Genomic DNA, 20,380 nt, shown 5'->3' with positions numbered 1-20,380 from the left:
CCTTGTGCCTCGGATTACGCAACCCAATTTGCAGGATTTTGGACGAGCATTTGCTCTAACTGTTCTTCTGTCACTCCCTCTTTCTTCAGCGTCGGAATGATCGCCTCAAATAAATGTCCGACATGCCAATTGCTCATTAGCGAAGCAAGCGGTTCAGGCATTTGCGGCGGACGCCCAAGCCAAACATTGACGGTATCATGGGAAAGCATTATTTGTTCATGAAATCCTTCACGAAGCAACGGTAACAATGTGCGAATCCGCTCTTGGTCGGTTGGAGCGCCGACCATTCCTTGAAGGCCGAAGCGATCAAAAGCGATGTACACCCCGTGTTGTAGCGTCTTTTTCTGGTATTCTGGATCAGTGTTTCCACACATGTGGCCAATGACGATTTTTTGCGGATCCGCACCGTGTTCGAGTAAATATGCGGCTTGCTCCGGCCCCATCGTACCTTCTTGAGTATGGGTGATAATAGCAATTCCTGTTTCTTTTTGGACGCGCGCAGCAGCACGGAAAAACATTTTTTCATATTCGGTCATTTCGTTTTTGCTCGATGCTAGCTTAATCACCCCAGGTTTGATTCCTGTACGAGCGATTCCTTTTGTAATTTCGGTCATAAACATTTCATATATTTCTTCTTCTGCTGTGCCAAGCAGCTGGCGGAACTTAAAATACGATGTCGCTCCTTCCCCTTCATAATAATACCCTGTTGCGCAAATGATGTGGAGCCCGGTCGCTTCGGAAATGCGGCGGAGCAGCTCCGGATTGCGGCCGCAATCGTTTGGCGTCGGGTCGACAACCGTTTTCACGCCATGCTCCATCATTTTTCGCGCGACGGCGATCCCCGTCTTAAGCACTTCCTCAAAATGAAACGGTCCGAGCGTCACATCTCCTTGAAACCCGGGATACCCAAAAACAAAGTGCTCATGGATCAGCGCCTTGCCAAGTTCACTCGCCGGCACCGGCCCGCAAACGGTTTCGACCGTTCCTTTCACGCTTTCGCTCCCCCTTTTTCTAATTTTTGATACTCTTCTTCCTGCAATTTCCGCCACAATAATTTTCCGCTCGATGTCATCGGCAGCGACGAACGGAATTCAACGAGACGCGGATATTTATACGCGGCCATTTGCGTTTTCGCCCATTCAATAATGTCTTGTTCCGTTATTTTTCCAACATAATCGTCTTGAAGCACGATAAACGCCTTTACCGTCTCGCCGCGGCGCGGATCAGGAACGCCGACAACGCACGCTTGCTGGACAGCTGGATGCTTATATAGGAGCGACTCCACTTCCGTCGGCCATACTTTATATCCAGCGGCGTTGATCATTCGTTTGACGCGGTCGACAATGAAGAAATATCCTTCTTCATCCATTCGCCCGATGTCGCCGGTGCGGAAAAACCGCTTCCCATCGATTTCGATAAATGCTTCCTCTGTTTCTTTTTCGCGCCGGTAATATCCTTTAAATACTTGCGGACCGTGCACAACGATTTCCCCGACTTCTCCAACTCCAAGCTCTTTTCCCGTCGCCGGGTCAATGATGCGGGCATCGACATCAAACGAAGGAATGCCTAAACATTGTAATTTTGGACGATCCGGCGGGTTAAAATGCGTATGCGAAATCGTTTCAGAAAGACCGTATCCTTCAACATATTGCAAGCCTGTCAGCTGAAACAATTTTTCTCCTACCGCCGCCGGAAGCGATGCGCCTCCCCCAGAGATGCTGGCAAGTGAAGAAATATCATACTTGGATAGCGACGGATTTGCCAAAAAGTCAATAAGCATCGTGCTAATATTGACCCAGTGTGTACAGCGATACATTTCAATGAAGCGCGCGGCATGATCCCGATTCCATCGGGTCATCATCACCATCGTCGCGCCCGCAAAAATCGGAACATGCATGCTGTGGATCATTCCGGTAACGTGAAAAAGCGGCAATGTGACGAGGCAAACAGCGTCGCTTGTCACGTTCGACCAATGGTATGCGCTGACAATGTTGGCGTTTACCGTTCGATGTGTATGAACGCAGCCTTTTGGTATTCCCGTCGTCCCCGATGTATACGGCAGCACAGCGATATCGTCAACACGGCCGTTGTACTCTTTCGGAAGAAGATTCGCTTCTAAGCAATCGGTCCAGTAATGCACGCGGCCATTCGCATACGTCTGCCGCGGCAGCGCCACTTCGTCAGGAAGAGAAACATCGCCAAGTTCGCCAATATAATCGGAATAAGCGGCGACAATCACGCGGTCTAACGCGGTAGACGAGAGCAGCGGCTCCACTTTGGCAAACAGTTCTTGGCCGACGATTCCCACTTTCGTTTCGCAATCTTGAATATAGAAAGAAAGTTCGTCACTTGTATTCATCGGGTTAATCGGAACGACAATCGCTTCGGCGCGCAAAATCGCATAATAGGAAATCACGAATTGCGGGGAATTTTGCATGTATAAAAGCACTCTGTCGCCTCGCTGAACGGAAAGCTTTCGCTGAAGGTAGCCAGCAAGCGCGTTGACTTGCTCAAATAGCTGCTTGTAAGAATAAGAAGATCCGTAGTAGTGGAAAGCGGTTTTCTGAGGGTAGCGTTTCGCTGTTGTTTCTAAATGATCGACGATCGTCGTTTCCGGCACTGTCAGCGTTTTGCTCAGCCGCTTCGGCCAATACGGAAAATGACGATGGTTCATCACATCTCTCCTCCCTCATCCATCTATTTTTTGAAAGCGGTCACAAAACAGGTTAATAAAAAATACGTTTTTGTCTTCCTTCTTATTCCCTCTTTCTTTTGTACACATATAATTGACTGACTGGTTAGTATGTAGTTTTTTCTTTTATCATATAACATTCTTTTTGTTATTTCAATAATTTTTTGAATTTTCGTATATTTATTGTTTTTCTCCGCCGTTTAAATATCGGAACGCCGATCCCCGACCATCACTGCGCTTTCGATCTGGTAATCATTTAACAATTATTTGACTAACGCCGATTTCGACGATAAGGAAAACCGGTCAAGGCTGTAAAAATCGATAAAATAGCGCTCAAGCTGGAAGGCGGCTCGAATCGCGGCGAGATAGCGGGAACGCCCGTTGCTTGCGACAAAAAGCGGGATTCCTTGATCGGCAAGGGACGAAAGCGTCGTAAGCATGTCTGGGTATGACAAACGCGTATTTTTAAACAGAGCGAACTGGTAATGAATAAAGCGCCGTTCGCGAATAAACACAAACGGCGCTCTTTTATTCTTTTATTCAAATAATTGCGGAAGCTGATGAATGATCGTATATATTCCCATATATGCCATCAAGATGACGACAATTCCCCCAAATATCGTCAGCCATAGCGGATGTTTGTAATCGCCGACAATCGTCCGCTTATACGCCGCGACAAGCATAACACCTAACGAAATCGGCAGCACAAGGCCGTTTAATGCACCGACTAAAATCAGCGTCTTTACCGGACGGCCAATAAAGACGAAGACAAAAGTAGACACGATAATAAACAACACAATGAAAAGACGATGGTATTTTTCGATGAATGGATGAAAAGTGCGGATAAATGTCATGGATGTATACGCGGAACCAACGACAGAGGTGATCGCGGCCGCCCACATGACAATTCCAAAAAGCTTATAGCCAACTTCGCCAGCAGCAAGGCGAAATACCGACGCTGGAGGGTTCGCTTCATCTAGGGCTAACCCTTGAGCAACAACGCCTAATGCGGCAAGAAACAGCAAAATCCGCATCAACGACGCTACACCAATTGCTGAAATCGCACTTTTCGTCACTTCTGGCAAGCTGTTTTTCCCTTTTATTCCCGCGTCTAACAGACGATGTCCGCCGGAGAACGTAATATAGCCGCCAACCGTTCCGCCGACAAGCGTCACAATTGCCAAAAAGTCTATTTTCTCTGGCACTATCGTTCTTACAGCCGCTTCCCCAAGCGGCGGATGGGCCGTCCAAACGACATAGAGCGTTAGTCCAATCATCACAATCCCTAACATTTGCGTAAAACGGTCCATCATTTTCCCCGCTTCTTTGACAAGGAAAATGATGATGGCAATCACCGCGCTGACAATCGCTCCCATTTCCGTTGACATTCCAAAAAGCACGTTGATTCCCAGCCCGGCGCCGCCAATATTGCCGACATTAAACGCCAATCCACCGAGCACAATCAATCCCGCTATCACATAACCTAATCCCGGCAATACTTCATTCGCAATATCTTGCGCCCGTTTTTCGGAAACCGCAATAATGCGCCATATATTCGCTTGTGCGCCAATATCAAGAAGAATCGAAATTAAAATGACAAACCCAAAGCTAGCGACAAGCTGCTGGGTAAACACTGTTGTTTGCGTCAAAAATCCCGGCCCAATCGCCGATGTCGCCATTAAAAATACAGCACCAACTAGCACGCGCAATTTGTTGTCTTTTTTCTCCATCGTTTTCCTCCATTCATTTAGTCATCGGGCAAACTTTTACGCCTTCTTTTTGCAACGCTTCATATAAGCGTTTGGCAAACAGCACCGCTTTTTGTCCGTCCCCGTGAATGCAAATCGTCTCCGCTTCAATCGGAACGTCATTGCCTTGCAGCGAACGGACGCGTTTTTCTTTCACCATCGTGAGCACTTGCTGCACCGCTTCCTGTTCATCGACAATCAACGCGCGCGGGTCGCTTCTTGGCGTCAATGAACCGTCTTGTTGATATGTGCGGTCAGCGAATACTTCGCTCGCCGTCTGAAGGCCAATTTTCTTTCCGGCGTTAATCAGTTCGCTGCCAGCCAATCCGTATAAGATTAAATTGGCATCCACATCATAAACCGCCCGCGCGATCGCTTCCGCCAACGCCGCGTCTTTTGCCGCCATATTGTAAAGCGCGCCATGCGGCTTGACGTGCGAAAGCATTCCGCCTTCCGCTTTCACAAACGCCGACAGTGCCCCAATTTGATAGACGACATACGCATACGCTTCGTCTGGGGTTACCGCCATGTTGCGGCGGCCAAATCCGAGCAAATCCGGAAACCCCGGGTGAGCGCCGATCGCAACGTTTCGCTCTAACGCCATTTGCACCGTTTTCCGCATGACAAGCGGATCCCCGGCATGAAAGCCGCAAGCAATGTTGACGGAAGTGACGTATTGCAAAATTTCTTTTTCTTCGCCAAGGCGGTATATTCCAAAGCTTTCGCCAAAATCACAATTCAAATCAACGCGCATCATCCATTTCCCTCCATTTTTGCTGAATGATCGTCTTCCATTTTTTGATCTGCCGCTCCCGTTCCACATATAGCCGCTGCGCTTCTTGCCACGATACTTTTTGAAATTGAATGAAATCACCCGGCCGCGCCTGTGCCAAAATCGGCAAGTCCGCCGCAATGACTTGGGCGATGCGCGGATAGCCGCCTGTCGTTTGGCAATCGGCCATCAATACGATCGGCTGGCCGGATGCAGGCACTTGAATCGTTCCAAACGTAACGGCTTCCGAAATCATTTCTTGATTCGTCGTGCGTTCAAGCGCTTGTCCTTGCAGGCGATAACCCATGCGGTCCGACTGCGTCGTCACTTCATACAGCGAAGAGAAAAATCGTTCTTGGCTTTGGTTTGTAAACATGCGATATTCCGGACCTTCCGCGACACGAACTATCTTTTTCTTCCCGTTTATGTAGTTTCTTTCTGAAAATGCAATCCCCCAACGAATCGGGCTTTCCCGAACCGTGATCGCATTTGCCCGCAATGACAGCACATCACCCGGCCGCAGCGCTCTGCCGTGAAAACCGCCAATGCGCGCTTGCACGTATGTAGAACGGCTGTTCATGACAAGCGGAACGTTCAGGCCGCCCGCAAACGCCACATATGCGCGATAACCGCTTTGGCACGCCCCGATCGCCAACACATCGCCTTTCCGGACGAAAAGCGGCTTCCACATTGATACCGGTTTGTTGTTTAATGTGCAGCGAAACGAGCCGCCGCAAATCGCAATGAGCGCATCCGTTTCAAAGCGGAGCGTCGGACCGTTCATCGTAATTTCCAATGTCGCTTCATCGGCGTCGTTCCCGACAAGCAAATTGGCAATCCGGCTCGCAAACGAATCCATTGCTCCGCCAACGGATACGCCAGCTTTTTGATATCCGTATCTTCCTTTTCCTTGCACAGTTGTGAAAAATCCACTATGTGTTACTTGAATTGTGCTCATCATCCCACATCCTGTACTCTTCTTCCGTAATCGGACGAAATTTTACGATATCCCCTGCGCGCAATAAACTCGGTTCTGGATCATGCGGCCGGAACAAAGCAAGCGGCGTTCTCCCAATAATTTGCCACCCGCCCGGAGTCGCTAGCGGATAGATGCCCGTCTGGCTGCCGGCAATGCCGACTGAACCTGCCGGCACATGCGTTCTCGGTGTGGAGCGGCGCGGAGTCGCGATTTCGGGGGACAAGCCGCCTAAATAAGCAAAACCGGGGGAAAATCCAATCATATATACGCGGTAACTTCCCCGGCAATGGATGGAAATCACTTCTTCCTCGCTTATCCCATGAAAACGGGCGACTTCTTGTAAATCCGGGCCAAACTCTCCACCGTAACAAACGGGAATGACAACCGTCCGCGCGGGCGTCTTTTTTATGCGTTCCACCCGTTTGAGTTCCGTTCGCAGCCACTTGCACATTTCTTCGTAGCCACCAATGACGAGCGGGTCATAATACACCGTCACGGACGAAAACGTTGGAACAATATCCAAAATCCCTTCCTTTTTCTGCTGTTCGAAAAAAGCGGCGACGCGATGAACACGATCGTTCACCGCTTCACTGACTTCCGTGGAAAAACGAATCGTCACAGCGCATTCACTTAAAGGAAACATTGTGTAGTCCATTTTTTATCCCTTCCTTGAAAAACCAAGCTGTTCGGAAATTTGCCAAGCGGCTTGCTGCAGCATCGGAACCATTCGTTCCACCGCCTCCGGAGAAAAGCGATGTTCCGGACCAGCAACGCTCAATCCCGCCACCACTTTTCCTTCATGGTTGAAAATCGGCACCGCAACTGCGGCAGAATAATCTTCCAATTCCGAGTAGCTGACTGTATATTGCCGTTTTCGGTCTTTCTCAATAATGTCCCGCAACATGTCCCGCCGGACAATCGTATTTTTTGCAATTTTCACCATTTTAACATTGTCAATGTAACGCTGTTGTTCCTCGCGCTCCATAAACGTCAGCAACACACGCGGGCACGCCCCGGCATACAACGGAGCGCGCCGCCCGACCTTCGTATACACGCGCACCGGTTCCGACGTATCGACCTTTTCAATATAAATCGCTTCATCGCCATCACGAATGACTAAATTGACCGCTTCTTTCGTATCTTCTTTCAGCCGCTTCATAATCGGAAGCGCGATTTTCCGGAGATCTAGCCGCTCGGCAACGAGCATGCCAAACGACAAAAATGCCAAGCCAAGCTGATAATAGTCGTCCGTTTTTTGCAAAAAACCGAGCTTGACTAATGATTGCGCCATCCGATAAACCGACGTTTTCGGCATTCGCAATAATTCGACCATTTCCTGCAACGTCAGCCGCTCGCGATCGATGAACAACTTTAGCATTTCCATCGTTTTAACGACTGTTTTATTCATCACGTTCTTCCCTTATTCCATATATTGAAACGTTTATTTCATAAAATGATTTTTGGTATTCATTATAATAAAAATACATAAAATTTTCTATTTATTTTTTATCAAAAAAATAGATCAAGCCCCAGAATTGGCGTAAAAAGAAACAGCAAAGGCAGTTTGCCTTTCCCGAAACATCGATCCGGCTCAACCAAGAACGAATTTTTACACAATAACCAAGATTTGTTCGCAAAATATCAAAAAAGCATGGCTTAAAACAACAAAGAGAGTGTCCCAAACGTAAATGGGACACCCTTCTGTGCTACCGGGGATATATGACAAAGAGAAAACTATATATGGGTCGGATGAAAGCCATTTTATAATAATCCAATCCATTTCCAATAAGTAGCGCTAAATAAAAGAATGAGCAAATAACCGATAATGGTCAAAGGAACGCCTGACTTCAAGAGATCTTTTACCTTAAAAGCTCCTGTTCCATACGCCAACATATTTTGCGGTGCGCTCACCGGCAGTAAAAATCCAAAACTAACAACAAACTGTTGGATTAGAACAAAACCAATGCTGTTCACGTTTAAATCAGTGGTTGATGTAAACGCAATTAATATAGGGATTAACGCAGATGACAAACTTGTTGCACTGGCAAACCCTAAATGAATAAGTATATTAAATAGTGAAATGATTGCGATGATGATAAGAATCGGCATTTTTTCTAATCCCATTATTTCAAAAACTTTATTTGACAGCCATTGAGCCCCTTTCGTATCCAATAAAATCGTGCCAAGCGCAATACCGACCGCAAACACCATAATCGTTCCCCATGGAATAAGCTTTTCAACAGATTTCCAATCAAAGACGCCAATCTTAGGAGTTAACAAAATCGCCACAGCTATAAGTGTCACTGTTGTAGTATCAAAAGGATGAAGCCTTTCTTCTGTCGCCCAAAACAAAAGGAGGATCACGGAAATGATGATAAGACGTTTCTCAGCTGGTTTCAACGGCCCTAAATCTTTTAGCTGCGAAGATATCAATGCTTGGCCCTTTTCTATCACTTTCGTTTCAGGTTTTATCAAATGTATCATGACGAAATAAAGAACAATGGACATGAAAACAGACCAAGGAGCTGCATACACAAACCAAGAACTCCACGAAATCGATGCACCGAATTCTTTCTCGATAAATCCTAAAGCAACCATATTTTGTGCAGCTGCTGTCTTAATGCCTACATTCCAAATTGAAACCGCTTGCACCGCTGTAATAACAAGAAGCGCGCTTAATCGGCTATCTTTGGGCAATCCGAATGCCGCTACCATTCCCAGCAACATCGGAATCACTGCACCCGCCCGTGCTGTTGCGCTTGGAACGAAAAAGGCTAAAACAATCGATACGACAATCGTGCCTATCACAATATTTCTTGTTTTCGTTCCAACACGAGATAAAATCCATAGTGCAAGCCGTTTGTCAAGAGAAGTAGATTGCATCGCTGCCGCAAGAAAAAGCGCCGCCGCTACTAATGCCACTGCTGGATTACTAAATCCCGATAACGCCATTTTCAGCGCCTCGCTTGTCCCCATGTTGACGGAAGGATGGTCAATACTAGGGGCCATACCAAGCAATAAACCTACAAGGCCGATAATCATCACTGCACTTACCGGATAAGACACCGCTTCTGTCACCCATAAAATAACCGCAAATGCTAAAATGGCTAAAGCTCTTTGGCCAGCCACAGGCAAATCGGCTGGATTCGGCAGCAAAATAATAACGATTAGTACTATCAAAGCGAGGAGGAACCAAACCATTTTCAACTTGCTTTTTTCCAATTTTTTCACTTTTCCTCACCCTTTTTTATCATAAAATTTCCATATCCCTCCTACTTTTATTATAAGGAATGATTTTCTAGCAAAACGATGATACATTTGTACATATTTTGAAAACTTGTCTGCCGAAGTTGAACTTGTGAAGTCAGCTTTATGCTGCATAAAAAAACTGCACTAGAATGCCGTCGATCTTTATCAAAGAATAAAACATCCGCGGGCAAGCTTTTGCTCGCCGCCCAAGCATGAAAATAACCGCTCATGGATTCGTTATTTTCCATTTTTGCTCTCCGTCCGGCATGAAAATGGCATTCCAAGCGCTCATTTCCATAGAAAAGTTCCATGAGCAATTTTTGCTCTCCACCCGGGATGAAAATGGCCGCTCCAAGCGCGCATTTTCTTGGTTGTAAAAAAATAACGACCGAACAACCCTTTAACAGCAAACAGCATTGCCTGCTTGAAATAGGTTGTTCGGCCATGGTTCTTGGATTTATCCGCTAAAACACTTATTATTGTTGTTTCTGAAGGTGAGAAAGCACAGATGAAATTCCATCGATCAAATCGCCAGCGAGCACATCCCATTGCGAATGTCCGCTTTCCACAAGCATATCCGCAGCTTTTCCATGAATCCAGACAGCGTTGCTAATCGCTTCTTGCGCGGAGTGATGCTGCATGAGAAACGCGGCAATCATTCCTGTCAGCACATCGCCGCTTCCGCCTTTCGCCAAAGCGGGATTCCCCGTCGTATTGACATATTGCGCGCCGTCCGGCGTTGTGACGATCGTATAAGGGCCTTTCAACACGACATAAATGCCGTACTCGGTTGCCAGCCGTTTGGATGTGCCAAACCGATCGCGTTCAATGTCACCGATCGATAAACGAAGCATGCGCGCCATTTCCCCGGGATGCGGAGTCACAACGGTGACCTCTTTCCGTTCGCGAACGAGTGAGGCGCATTCGTTCCAAAAAAACAACGCATCCGCGTCCATTACGATCGGCACCGGCTGCTGCAACAAAGCGCAAACAATCTGGCGGGCGCCATCCGTTCTTCCCATCCCTGGGCCAACCGCGATCGCATCGATATCCAATGCCGATACATCGATTACACCGGAAAACGAACCGCTACACGCTGGGCACGGATAGTACATCGCTTCCGGAACGCGGTTGGCGACAACGGAATAAATGTCATCCGGAACCGCCATCGTCAACAACCCTGCACCGCTTCGCAGCGCGGCTTTCGCCGTTAACGTAATCGCTCCTGTCATTTGTCGGGAACCGCCGACAACCAGCAATTTCCCATATGTTCCTTTATGGGACGATCGCTTTCGCTTCGGCAAAGTCCGTACGACATCTCCTTCCTCCCATGTCGAACGGACCGCGGCATTTCGCTCCACCACAAGCGGCGGAATGCCAATGTCGACAATGAGAAGCTCCCCGTAATAATCAGCCGCCGGAAACGTGTACGCCCCAAGTTTCGGGCAATGAATCGTGATCGTCACATCAGCGCGGACCGCTGTTTCCACTTCTCCCCCATCGGCTGGCGTTCCGCTCGGTATATCCACCGCGTAAACGACCGCATTCGTGCGGTTTACCATCTCGATAATCTCTTTATATGGGGAGCGCACCGCTCCTTGCACGCCGATGCCAAGCAGCGCGTCAATAATCACGTCATAATGGAGAATTTGCTCGGCAAAAAGGCGTTCGTTTCCGGCATATTCTTTCATATCATATCCCGACCGCTCATACACGTTCAGCGCTGCCTTTGCCGCACCTTTTATCTTTTCTTTCGGCGGGATAAGCCATAAATCAGCGTCATACCCGTAGCTTTTCAACATTCTTGCGACAACAAATCCATCGCCGCCGTTGTTTCCTGCTCCTGAAAGCACCGCTACACGCGCCGAACGCGGAATCCGCTCTTTCAACACATGGAACAGCGCTTGCCCGGCGTTTTCCATTAATGAATCATCGCGAATGCCAATGTTTTCGATCGTATCGCGATCGATGGCGTACATTTCCGCTGCCGTCACCACTCTCATCATCTCTTCCCCCATTCCTTCTGTTTCGAATAATACTATCCTTTCTTGTACTATGTTAGCAAACCCTTATGATTCATTTCACCTTACTATCCAAAAAATGTACTGCCGTTTTCCAACGAGGTGCAAAAAAATTTTTCAAGTAAGATCAACAATGTAAACGTTTGCTATCATTTGCATCATAAAGACGCATATTGACAACCTCCTTTTGAATGATTATGACTTTTTAGTTACGAAAACAGAATAGCGGAAACCGCTTATCGAGAGCGACCGAGGGAACAGGCCCAATGACGTCCGGCAACCTCCTTTTTAGGGAACGGTGCCAAATCCTGCAGAATGATCTTTCATTCTGAAAGATAAGTCGGTGTTTACATACATGCCGATGCCTCTTTCTGAATGAAAGGGGCATTTTTGTTTTTCATTTCAGATAGCCGCATCAAAAGGCAACCGAGGAGGCGAGATGGCTTAATTGGTAAGCTGAATAAAACAAAAGAGGTGGAGAAGGCAATGATTGAGATAAAAAACTTAACGAAAATATATTCTGGAAAAATGTTGCAAACACGCCGTCCGATGCGGCGTGTTTGTTTTCTTGGTTTTCGATGGCATTTCGGGACATGGACGCCTTCCGTCCAAAAGAGTTATAGTAATAATATAACCATAAACAAAATAAAAAAGAGGCGAGAACATTGACGTACATCGAAAAAGGCAGCACCGAATACATAAAAGCAAGTTTGGCGCTATTTTTCGGCGGGTTTGTCACCTTTGCGATTTTATACACGACACAGCCGCTGTTGCCGATTTTCGCGAAAGAATTTCATGTTTCCGCCGCTTCCGCCAGTTTAACAGTATCAGTATCCACCGGAATTTTATCCTTTATGATGCTAATTGCCGCCGCTTTATCGGACCGCATCGGCAAAAAGAACATCATGGTATTATCGATGATTTTTACTTCCGGATTAGGGATGGTCATCGCCTTCAGCCCTAATTTTATTTCGCTCGTGCTTTTGCGCGCCTGCCTTGGCGTGTTTGCTGCAGGCGTTCCGTCGATTGCAATGGCGTACGTGGCAGAGGAGTTTCATCCGAGCGGAATCGGCAAAATTATGGGTTTGTATATTAGCGGAACAAGCATCGGCGGAATGGCAGGCCGGATTTTGACAAGCCTTCTTACCGACTTTTTTTCTTGGCGAGCCGCCATCTTTGCGATAGGTGCCGTATCCTTTATTTTAAGTGTCATTTTTTGGTTTATACTCCCGGCACCAAGACATTTTGTGAAAAAACCGTTGAATGGAAAAGCGGCATTGCAAGCGTACTCGATTCATTTTCGAAATAAGCCGTTAATATCGTTAATCTTTTTAGGGTTTCTTTTCATGGGAGGGTTTGTTACTTTATACAACTATATCGGATTTTTGTTGACTGAACCTCCTTACTCGTTCAGCCAATCGATTATCGGCTTTATTTTCATCGTCTATTTATTTGGCAGTTTCAGTTCCGTCTATATGGGAAGAAAAGCGGATCAGTACGGACATGCTTCCGTTTTAAAAATTTCCGTTGCGCTAACGGTGTTTGGCGCCATTTTCACATTAGCTCCGCCAATTTTGGTGAAAATCATCGGCATTGCCGTATTTACTTTTGGATTTTTCGGCTGCCATTCGATCGCAAGCGCTTGGATTGGAGAGCAAGCGCAAATCAATAAAGCCCAAGCGTCTTCTCTTTACCTTTTGCTTTATTATTTAGGGTCCAGCCTTGCCGGAACGATGGGCGGATACTTTTGGACACATTTCCATTGGCTTGGCGTCATCGCATTTATCGTCACTTTGTTGCTATTAAGCTATCCGATGATCAGCTATGCTCAAAAGCGGTTCGAGTAATTGCCGCAGACCACTATAATAAAAATAAAAGAGAATAGAAGAGAGAAGACGCTTATTTCTTTCTCTCTTTTCTTGTTTTGTAAAAGTAATGGACGCGGTGAAAATAGATTTTCAGATTAGCGGCTGTCCCAGCAAGCCGCTGCCTTGCTTCGGCAACGGACAGGGATCCGCTCCACGTCAATCCCCCCGATAAACATTTCCTTGTTTATTTGCTGTTGACTGGTTCAATACATTCCATTACGTCGTTTTTCGGCGAATTGACAATCGTTGACACTTCGTACATTTTCATATCCTCAGCGGGGTACGGCTGCAACAGCGACTTGACATAGCCGGCATCTTCGAGCTTCGCGTCCAGCCATGCGTCATGCATGTCTTGCGGCAAAATCACCGGCATGCGGTCGTGGACCGCGCTTACTAATTCGTTTGCCGTTGTCGTAATAATCGTGCATGTATATAGCGGTTCACCTTGTTTGTCCCATCTCTCCCACAGCCCGGCAAATGCAAATGGCTCTCCGTTTTGCAATGTAAAACGATACGGAATTTTTTTCGTCCCTTCCTTTTTCCATTCATAAAAACCGTCTGCCAAAATCAAACAGCGTCTCCGTTTGAGCGCCCGGCGAAAACTCGCTTTTTCGTCGACCGTTTCCGCCCTTGCATTAATCATCTTCCAGCCGATTTTTGGATCGTTTGCCCAAGATGGCACAAGCCCCCACCTCATCATCTTCCCAATTCTTTTCCCTTCCGCTTCGAACACGGTCAGCACCTCTTGATTTGGCGCAATATTGAACCGAGGCGCGATGTCTCCAGCGTAGACAAAACGAAAAAGCGATCGCAGTTGGTCGATTCCAACCGTTAATGAAAATCGTCCGCACATCGTCAAAGTCCCTCCCTTTATATAGACGGATAAAAAAGGAATTTGCTTCATATAAGTAGAAGTATCATGCAAAAAAGGGGTTAATATGCGTGGAACTTGTTGCGCTTGGATACTTTGGCATTGTGCTGTTATTGCTGTGGGGAGCTGCGCCGGCGCAAAAGCGGTGGATTGGCGGCACGTTCGCATTGTTGGTCGCCATTTTTGTTATTGGTTCGTTATGGATTCGCCATCAAACGGGATTTTTTCGCTTGGATCATTGGGAATGGCAAAAAGCGGGCGGTTCGATTTCATTAGGAAAATGGGCCGTTCCGTCATATCTCGTGTTCGCTTTTTTGTTGTTTCTGCTTATTTTAATTTCGCTTTATTCAGAAAACGATGGCGGCTCCTGCGGAAGCGCTGGTATGGCTGTTTATTTTCGCCATTTTCTTTTTGCTCATTTACGCCGCCGCTTACCTTGCGTTATTTTTCATCATGTTTTCTTTTTCCGTTTGCGCCGCGATGCAGTTGGCAATGCACAAGAAAAAACTCCTTGGACATGACCTTCGCGCATGCCAAGGAGAATGAATGCCTTAAAGCGCATTTTTGCTTCGTTTTTTGCCATCTTTAGTAACAATATATCCCTTTGTCATTTTCTCCAAACTTTCCGCCATTTTTTGCAGCGTGTTGGATGATGCGTCTAAATTTTGCGCGGTATGTACTTGTTTTTCCACCGCCGCATTCAATTCTTGCGTGCCGGCCGAAAGTTGTTGCGCAGCGCTTGCGATCGACTCGATGGCGCGGTTTAATTGTTCTATCGCCGATGCTTGTTGGTCGACGGCATTGGCGATGTTGGTGGAATTTTCGTTAATTTTTTCTGTGACAGACATGATTACGGAAAGCGCGGTCTTTGCTTTATCGGCTAAGTGCTGGCTTTCTATCACTTCCTCTCTAACCTTATCCACTTCGGATACGGCTTCATCCGTGCTCTTCTTATTTCGATGGACAATCTCAATAATATTTTTTGCCGCGTTGGCGCTCTCTTCTGCCAATTTTCTCACTTCTTCAGCTACAATGGTAAAGCCTTTCCCATGCTCGCCGGCGCGGGCGGCTTCAATGGCAGCGTTTAACGCAAGCAAATTCGTTTGATCACTAATATTCGTAATGATATGGACAAGCTGGGCAATTTCATTTGATTCGCTGCTTAGCCGCGAAATCGTATTTTTTAATGTTTCCGAAGCAGACGCCACTAACGTTAATCGTTGGACGACGTGGTCAACCGCATCAACGCCTTCTTTGGAAGTATTTAAAGATTCTTTTGTGACAGCGTTCGCTTGTTGGGTTGAAGCATTGATTTCCTCAACAGAAGCGTTAATCTCTTCAATAGCAGCCTGAACTTCTTCGATATTCGCGCTTTGTTCTTGGATACTGGCGGAATTTTGCTGGATCGCTGCCGATAATTGTTCCATCGCTTTCATCGATGAATTTACCGATTCGGATAGCGAACTAGAAAACTGGACTAATTCATTGGAATCGTTTTGCAGCTTTATCATTAAATTGCGCAAACTTTCCGTCATATTGTTCATGGTTCGAGACAGTATCTCCAGTTCACCTTTTGCTTCGACTTGAACAGTCTGGCTTACGTCGCCATCCATAATGGCTTGGGCCCGTTCCGTCAGTTCAGAAATTGGCTTTACTAAAAAATAATGAAGAATGCCAAAAGCAACAATCACTAACACCGTGGACATTGCAAGCGAAACAACCATGCCATTCAGCACGTTTTCAAGAAGATAGCTCATGAGATAATGCGCTAGTTCAAAACCGATGAGGGTGAACAAAATAACGCGGCTTAAGTATGACATTTTCCATCTCATGGAGCTGTCCTTCCTTTCCTGCGTTTGTCATTCATTTTCCACACGTACCGCTGATTTTTTGTCACAAAAAAATGTTTAACACTTATAAGAAATCGCGAATATACATCGAGTGCGCCATTTTTCCTTTTTCACTCCCGTTTCATTGATTTATTTGAACAATCTTTTTTGCTCATCACCGCTTACTATATTATGGAAGCATAATGTTAAAATAGTTCTTTATTCCTAACTTTTACTGGCATTCCATTTCATTATTTATAAAAACATTTTCCATTCCTCTTTTGCCGCTATTTCCGAAATTCTTCCTCTAAATTATCACGCAATAAGAAAACGATAACCCGTTCCCCCGTGCGAGTGCTAATGTCTGTATACATGCTGATGACATCTTTTCCCGTTATTCGCAAAATGATTTCCTTTAACTGCTCGCTGCCCGATTCGATTAAGTCCGAGCGAATTCGCTTGACCGACAGCAATCCTTCTTTTGTCATCGCTAAATTTTTCTCCGCTGGCGTTAAAATCCCTTTTAATTGAACAAGAATAATATTGCGGATAATATCTGTCTTGACGGCAATGGACCCCCGTCCTAAATATTCTTTTTCCCATTGCGTAAGCGCACGGCTAATTTGGTCTTCCATTTCTCCTTTTGATACAGCCATCTTTTCTCCTCCTTTTCCATTGAGCTTTTCCTGCTAGTCCGCTTTGCCCGTTGAAGCGGGATCCTTCTCCATATTTTTTGGACAAAAAAACGGCATGTCCACTATTTTTCAGTGAAACATCCCGATCGATGCGCCAAACTGCATACTTATTAATTGCGTTGTTTTCCATCGAGCAATTTGGCTATCTAGCAATGAACGGCATTGTTTATTTACTATTATCATCATGCATGTCGTTTTTTCTGTCAAGAAAAAGCTTTGTTCACATTCGCGCTTTTTTGTATTTTTTGCAAAAACATCAATACTTTCTTGATATATTCGTCCTCGTACATCGAAAAGCTTTTCACATGTTCCGCCTTTTCCGTAAGCCACAATTCAAAGATGTCTCGATGGGCGTTATACATTTTAACGCTTTCTTCATATGGAATGGATGAGTCTCCTTTGCTATGGATAAACAAAATTGGCCGTGGCGCAACATGACGCACCGCCTTTATCGGCGATGATTCACTCAAGTCTAAGTCCGCCAGCGCCGGAATAATGGTTAAAATCAAATACGTAAACGGCACATTCGGCAAATGTGTCCATACTGGCATGTTTTTTCGCAAATACGCTTCTAAATCGCTAAACGGGCTATCAGCGATCACTCCCTTGACATCTTGATCCATCCCCGCCGCCAAAATGGCCGTCGCCGCTCCCATCGACACCCCATATAAAGCGATTGGTTCCGGGAAATGACGTTTCGCATACGCAATGGCACCAAGCAAATCATATTTCTCTTTTACGCCAAGGGTAATCATGTCGCCTTCCGATTCCCCGCTCGCGCGAAAATCAAACATCATGACGCGATATCCCTCATCGACGAGCCGTTTTGCCAGTGGAAGAAACGGGACGTTCGGCTCGTAGCGGTTTCCGCCGTATCCATGTGAAAAAATGACCGTCATTTTCGCTTTCGTCTTCGGCTCTATCGTCCATCCTTTTAACTTTGTTTTTCCGTCTTTGCTCATAAACGCAACATCTTTATAACTCATGCCGTAATCGCGCGGCGTCTCTACAATCGGCTTGCGCTCTTTATGGGTCAGCTGCCAGCCGACATAGACGGAAATGCCGACACAAGCCAATATCGCTAAAACAAGCAGGCTAATCAGCGCCGGAACCCACCATCTTCGGACTTTTCGTTGCCGCTCGAACTGCAGTTCCATTCTTTTCCCTCCTTTTTTCTACCATTATACGACAATGAATAGGAAAAATATTACCCGTGGTACTAGTGGTCAAGTCCTGATTATTATGTAAAAATTCACTCTTGGTCTAGCGAATTTAAGTCTTGGAAAAATCAAGCTGCTTTCTGCCGCTTCTTTCTGCACAAAATTTTGGACTTAATCGTACTAGATGAAGTCTAAAGATTTGTGTAAAAAGAAGCAGGGCGCAAAGCGGTTCTATTTTCCGGGGACTTAAGTTCGCTGGATGGAAGTCGGATTTTACACAAACATTAGGACTTGATCCGGCTCTTTGATGGAATGGTCAATAATATATTTTATTTTGATGGTCCGTTGAGAAGTACGAAAAATAAAAGAGCACCCAAAGCGCCAATTTAGAAGCTTGGGTGCAAATTAAGAAAGGCAAGAAAGCGCCAATCAGTCAAATTAGATTGATAGTGACTGCTTGTCTTTTCCATATATATTTATAAAATCGTATTTCTTTTCCATATATACTTGATGCCAAATCATAAAAGCAAGGACCGTCCAAATTTTTCGGCTGTGGTCTGCTTTATTTCTGCAATGTTCGTCTAGTAAACGATACAATACATCTTTATGAAATAAATGATCGGTTTCGCTTTCCTTTATGATATTTTTCGCCCAATCATACATCTCATTTTTCAACCAATGACGAATTGGCACCGGAAATCCTAGTTTTTTCCGATTTGAAACATGATCTGGAACAATTCCTTCTGCAGCTTTTCGCAAAATATATTTCGTCGTTCCGTTGGCTGTTTTCATTTCCGGAGCGATTTTCGCCGCTACTTCAAATACCTTTTTATCCAAAAATGGAACCCGCAACTCTAATGAATGTGCCATCGTCATTTTGTCTGCTTTTAATAAAATATCACCTCTCAGCCATGTATGAATATCAATATATTGCATCCGGTTCACAGGAGGATAATGGATGGTTTCTTTATAAAAAGGAGCTGTAATATTTGTATATTCTAATTCTCTTTTATATCCCTTTAGCAGCACTTGTTTTTCTGTCTCGCTATACATTTTCGCATTGCCGATATATCGTTCTTCCAATGGCGTTGTCCCGCGCTCAATAAAGCTTTTTCCTTTTATTCCTTTCGGAAGCAGCCCAGCAATTACTTTCAACGCTGATTTCACCGCATTTGGCATTCTTTCAAAAATCTCCAATGACTGCGGCTCACGATAAATGTTGTAACCGCCAAACAATTCGTCAGCTCCTTCACCGGAAAGAACCACCGTTACATGCTTTCTTGCTTCCCGGGCAACAAAATAAAGCGGCACTGCCGCAGGATCAGCAAGCGGATCATCCATATGCCACATAATTTTCGGCAATTCCGCCATATATTCCTCTGGTGAAATGATATAGCTAATATTCTCCACACCCAGCTTTTCCGCTGTTTCCTTTGCCACATCGATTTCACTGAAGCCTTCCCGCTCAAAACCGACAGAAAACGTCTTAATATGCGGATTGAATTGTTTTGCGATCGCTGCAATGAATGATGAATCAATCCCCCCTGATAAAAACGACCCGACTGGCACATCGCTGCGCATATGCACTTTCACGGAATCGAACAGCGCATCGCGAATTTCTTTGACAAGTTCATCTTCTGATTGGATGACAGGCTGGAATTGGGCTTTCCAGTAGCGATGAATGGTTAATTTTTCACCGACTTTTTTCTTTATATAGTGCCCTGGTTCCAACTTCCGAATGCCAACAGACATCGTCATCGGTTCAGGCACATATTGGAATGTTAAATAATGTTGCAGCGAATCATAGTCTAGTAAATCATTCTCAAGCGCAAGCAAAATGCTTTTCTTTTCCGAAGCAAAAAACGTGCGATCTTCCTGTTCCATATAGAAAAATGGTTTTATGCCAAACGGATCGCGCGCCGCAAAAATCGTTTTTTCTTGCTTGTCCCAGATAACGAAAGCAAACATGCCCCGAAGTTTTTCTACCGCTTTTTCTTTTTCTGCGCTATAAAGAGCAATAATGACTTCCGTATCAGAATGAGTGGCAAATTCATATCCTTTTGCAAGCAATTCTTCACGCAACTCTACATAGTTGTAGATTTCTCCATTAAATATGATCCAATACCGCTCATCTTCATAAGACAACGGCTGGTGCCCTGATTCAAAGTTAAGTCCATATAATTGTGTAAAAAGGGAAATAGAAAAAGAGCCATGTTGCTTCCCCTTTGGTAGAATAAACAGTGGACCAAAAACACCAAACATAAGGAGGAATGCAACCATGGCTCAATATCATATTACCCTAAATGATGAACTTTTGCACGGGTTATTCACCAGAGATGAAGGATTAGCGAAGCTACTGGAACAAGTCCTCAATCAAATCCTCGAGGCACAAGTAGAAGAACAGCTGGGGGCTCGCCGTTATGAACGAACGGAAGAACGAAAAGGATATCGCAACGGTTCGTATCCACGCCAGCTGACAACCCGGGTGGGACGGTT

At 45.6% G+C, this 20,380-nt stretch carries 17 protein-coding genes, 1 pseudogene and 1 riboswitch; of the genes and pseudogenes, 3 read left to right on the top strand and 15 right to left on the bottom strand.

Features of this window, described 5'->3' with window-relative positions:
- Positions 1-14 precede the first annotated feature (14 nt).
- From BM278_RS10750 to BM278_RS10700, 10 genes are all read right to left on the bottom strand, one after another.
- On the bottom strand, positions 15-992 hold the full coding sequence (locus tag BM278_RS10750) for a phosphotriesterase family protein (protein WP_090949616.1): 978 nt from the start codon (positions 990-992) through the stop codon (positions 15-17).
- On the bottom strand, positions 989-2,674 hold the full coding sequence (locus BM278_RS10745) for a long-chain fatty acid--CoA ligase (protein ID WP_090949615.1): 1,686 nt from the start codon (positions 2,672-2,674) through the stop codon (positions 989-991). The genes BM278_RS10750 and BM278_RS10745 overlap by 4 nt, the downstream gene beginning before the upstream one ends.
- 281 nt (positions 2,675-2,955) lie before the next feature.
- The gene (locus BM278_RS19260; RefSeq protein ID WP_244151143.1) at positions 2,956-3,207 is read right to left on the bottom strand and encodes an HAD family hydrolase; all 252 of its coding nucleotides are present in this window, start codon (positions 3,205-3,207) and stop codon (positions 2,956-2,958) included.
- Positions 3,208-3,228: 21 nt separating this feature from the next.
- The gene (locus BM278_RS10735) at positions 3,229-4,422 is read right to left on the bottom strand and encodes an NRAMP family divalent metal transporter (protein ID WP_090949613.1); all 1,194 of its coding nucleotides are present in this window, start codon (positions 4,420-4,422) and stop codon (positions 3,229-3,231) included.
- A gap of 13 nt (positions 4,423-4,435) precedes the next feature.
- The gene (locus tag BM278_RS10730) at positions 4,436-5,197 is read right to left on the bottom strand and encodes a LamB/YcsF family protein (protein ID WP_090949611.1); all 762 of its coding nucleotides are present in this window, start codon (positions 5,195-5,197) and stop codon (positions 4,436-4,438) included.
- Entirely contained in the window at positions 5,184-6,173 is a 990-nt protein-coding gene (locus BM278_RS10725; RefSeq protein WP_090949610.1) for a 5-oxoprolinase subunit C family protein, read from the bottom strand. The genes BM278_RS10730 and BM278_RS10725 overlap by 14 nt, the downstream gene beginning before the upstream one ends.
- Positions 6,145-6,846, bottom strand: a complete 702-nt coding sequence (gene pxpB / locus BM278_RS10720; protein WP_090949608.1) for a 5-oxoprolinase subunit PxpB — start codon at positions 6,844-6,846, stop codon at positions 6,145-6,147. The genes BM278_RS10725 and pxpB overlap by 29 nt, the downstream gene beginning before the upstream one ends.
- A 3-nt stretch (positions 6,847-6,849) precedes the next feature.
- Entirely contained in the window at positions 6,850-7,599 is a 750-nt protein-coding gene (locus BM278_RS10715) for an IclR family transcriptional regulator (protein WP_090949607.1), read from the bottom strand.
- Between the two features lie 353 nt (positions 7,600-7,952).
- Entirely contained in the window at positions 7,953-9,392 is a 1,440-nt protein-coding gene (locus BM278_RS10710) for a DASS family sodium-coupled anion symporter (RefSeq protein ID WP_208601798.1), read from the bottom strand.
- A 524-nt stretch (positions 9,393-9,916) separates the two neighbouring features.
- A complete protein-coding gene (locus BM278_RS10700) occupies positions 9,917-11,443 on the bottom strand; it encodes an NAD(P)H-hydrate dehydratase (protein WP_090949604.1) in 1,527 nt (508 codons plus the stop codon).
- Positions 11,444-11,694: 251 nt separating this feature from the next.
- Positions 11,695-11,803: riboswitch (SAM riboswitch) on the top strand.
- Positions 11,804-12,126: 323 nt separating this feature from the next.
- Here BM278_RS10700 and BM278_RS10690 point away from each other — a divergent pair.
- Positions 12,127-13,308, top strand: coding sequence for an MFS transporter (locus BM278_RS10690; RefSeq protein ID WP_090949600.1), 1,182 nt, complete (start codon positions 12,127-12,129; stop codon positions 13,306-13,308).
- Positions 13,309-13,513: 205 nt separating this feature from the next.
- Here the strand turns inward: BM278_RS10690 and BM278_RS10685 are convergent, their stop codons facing one another.
- Positions 13,514-14,182, bottom strand: coding sequence for an SOS response-associated peptidase (locus BM278_RS10685; RefSeq protein WP_090949598.1), 669 nt, complete (start codon positions 14,180-14,182; stop codon positions 13,514-13,516).
- Between the two features lie 89 nt (positions 14,183-14,271).
- Between BM278_RS10685 and BM278_RS10680 the strand changes: the two genes are divergently transcribed.
- The gene (locus BM278_RS10680) at positions 14,272-14,721 is read left to right on the top strand and encodes a hypothetical protein (RefSeq protein ID WP_090949596.1); all 450 of its coding nucleotides are present in this window, start codon (positions 14,272-14,274) and stop codon (positions 14,719-14,721) included.
- A gap of 30 nt (positions 14,722-14,751) precedes the next feature.
- On the opposite strand, the gene BM278_RS10675 is transcribed toward BM278_RS10680, so the two are convergent.
- From BM278_RS10675 to asnB, 4 genes and pseudogenes are all read right to left on the bottom strand, one after another.
- Positions 14,752-16,032, bottom strand: coding sequence for a methyl-accepting chemotaxis protein (locus BM278_RS10675; RefSeq protein WP_090949595.1), 1,281 nt, complete (start codon positions 16,030-16,032; stop codon positions 14,752-14,754).
- 284 nt (positions 16,033-16,316) lie between these two features.
- Positions 16,317-16,685: a Na-translocating system protein MpsC family protein gene (locus tag BM278_RS10670; RefSeq protein WP_090949593.1), complete on the bottom strand. Its 369-nt coding sequence runs from the start codon at positions 16,683-16,685 to the stop codon at positions 16,317-16,319.
- 242 nt (positions 16,686-16,927) lie between these two features.
- The gene (locus BM278_RS10665) at positions 16,928-17,881 is read right to left on the bottom strand and encodes an alpha/beta hydrolase (protein ID WP_090949592.1); all 954 of its coding nucleotides are present in this window, start codon (positions 17,879-17,881) and stop codon (positions 16,928-16,930) included.
- A 441-nt stretch (positions 17,882-18,322) separates the two neighbouring features.
- A pseudogene (gene asnB / locus BM278_RS10660) lies at positions 18,323-20,047 on the bottom strand (asparagine synthase (glutamine-hydrolyzing)); the annotation flags it as partial.
- A 115-nt stretch (positions 20,048-20,162) separates the two neighbouring features.
- Between asnB and BM278_RS10655 the strand changes: the two are divergent.
- Positions 20,163-20,380, top strand: a 218-nt coding sequence (locus BM278_RS10655) for a transposase (protein WP_208601745.1), incomplete at its 3' end; no start/stop codon positions are given.

This window comes from Parageobacillus thermantarcticus, assembly GCF_900111865.1.
GTDB lineage: Bacteria > Bacillota > Bacilli > Bacillales > Anoxybacillaceae > Parageobacillus > Parageobacillus thermantarcticus.
The sequence above is the reverse complement of the archived record's forward strand: the minus strand, read 5'-3'. Positions and strand labels throughout refer to the sequence as shown.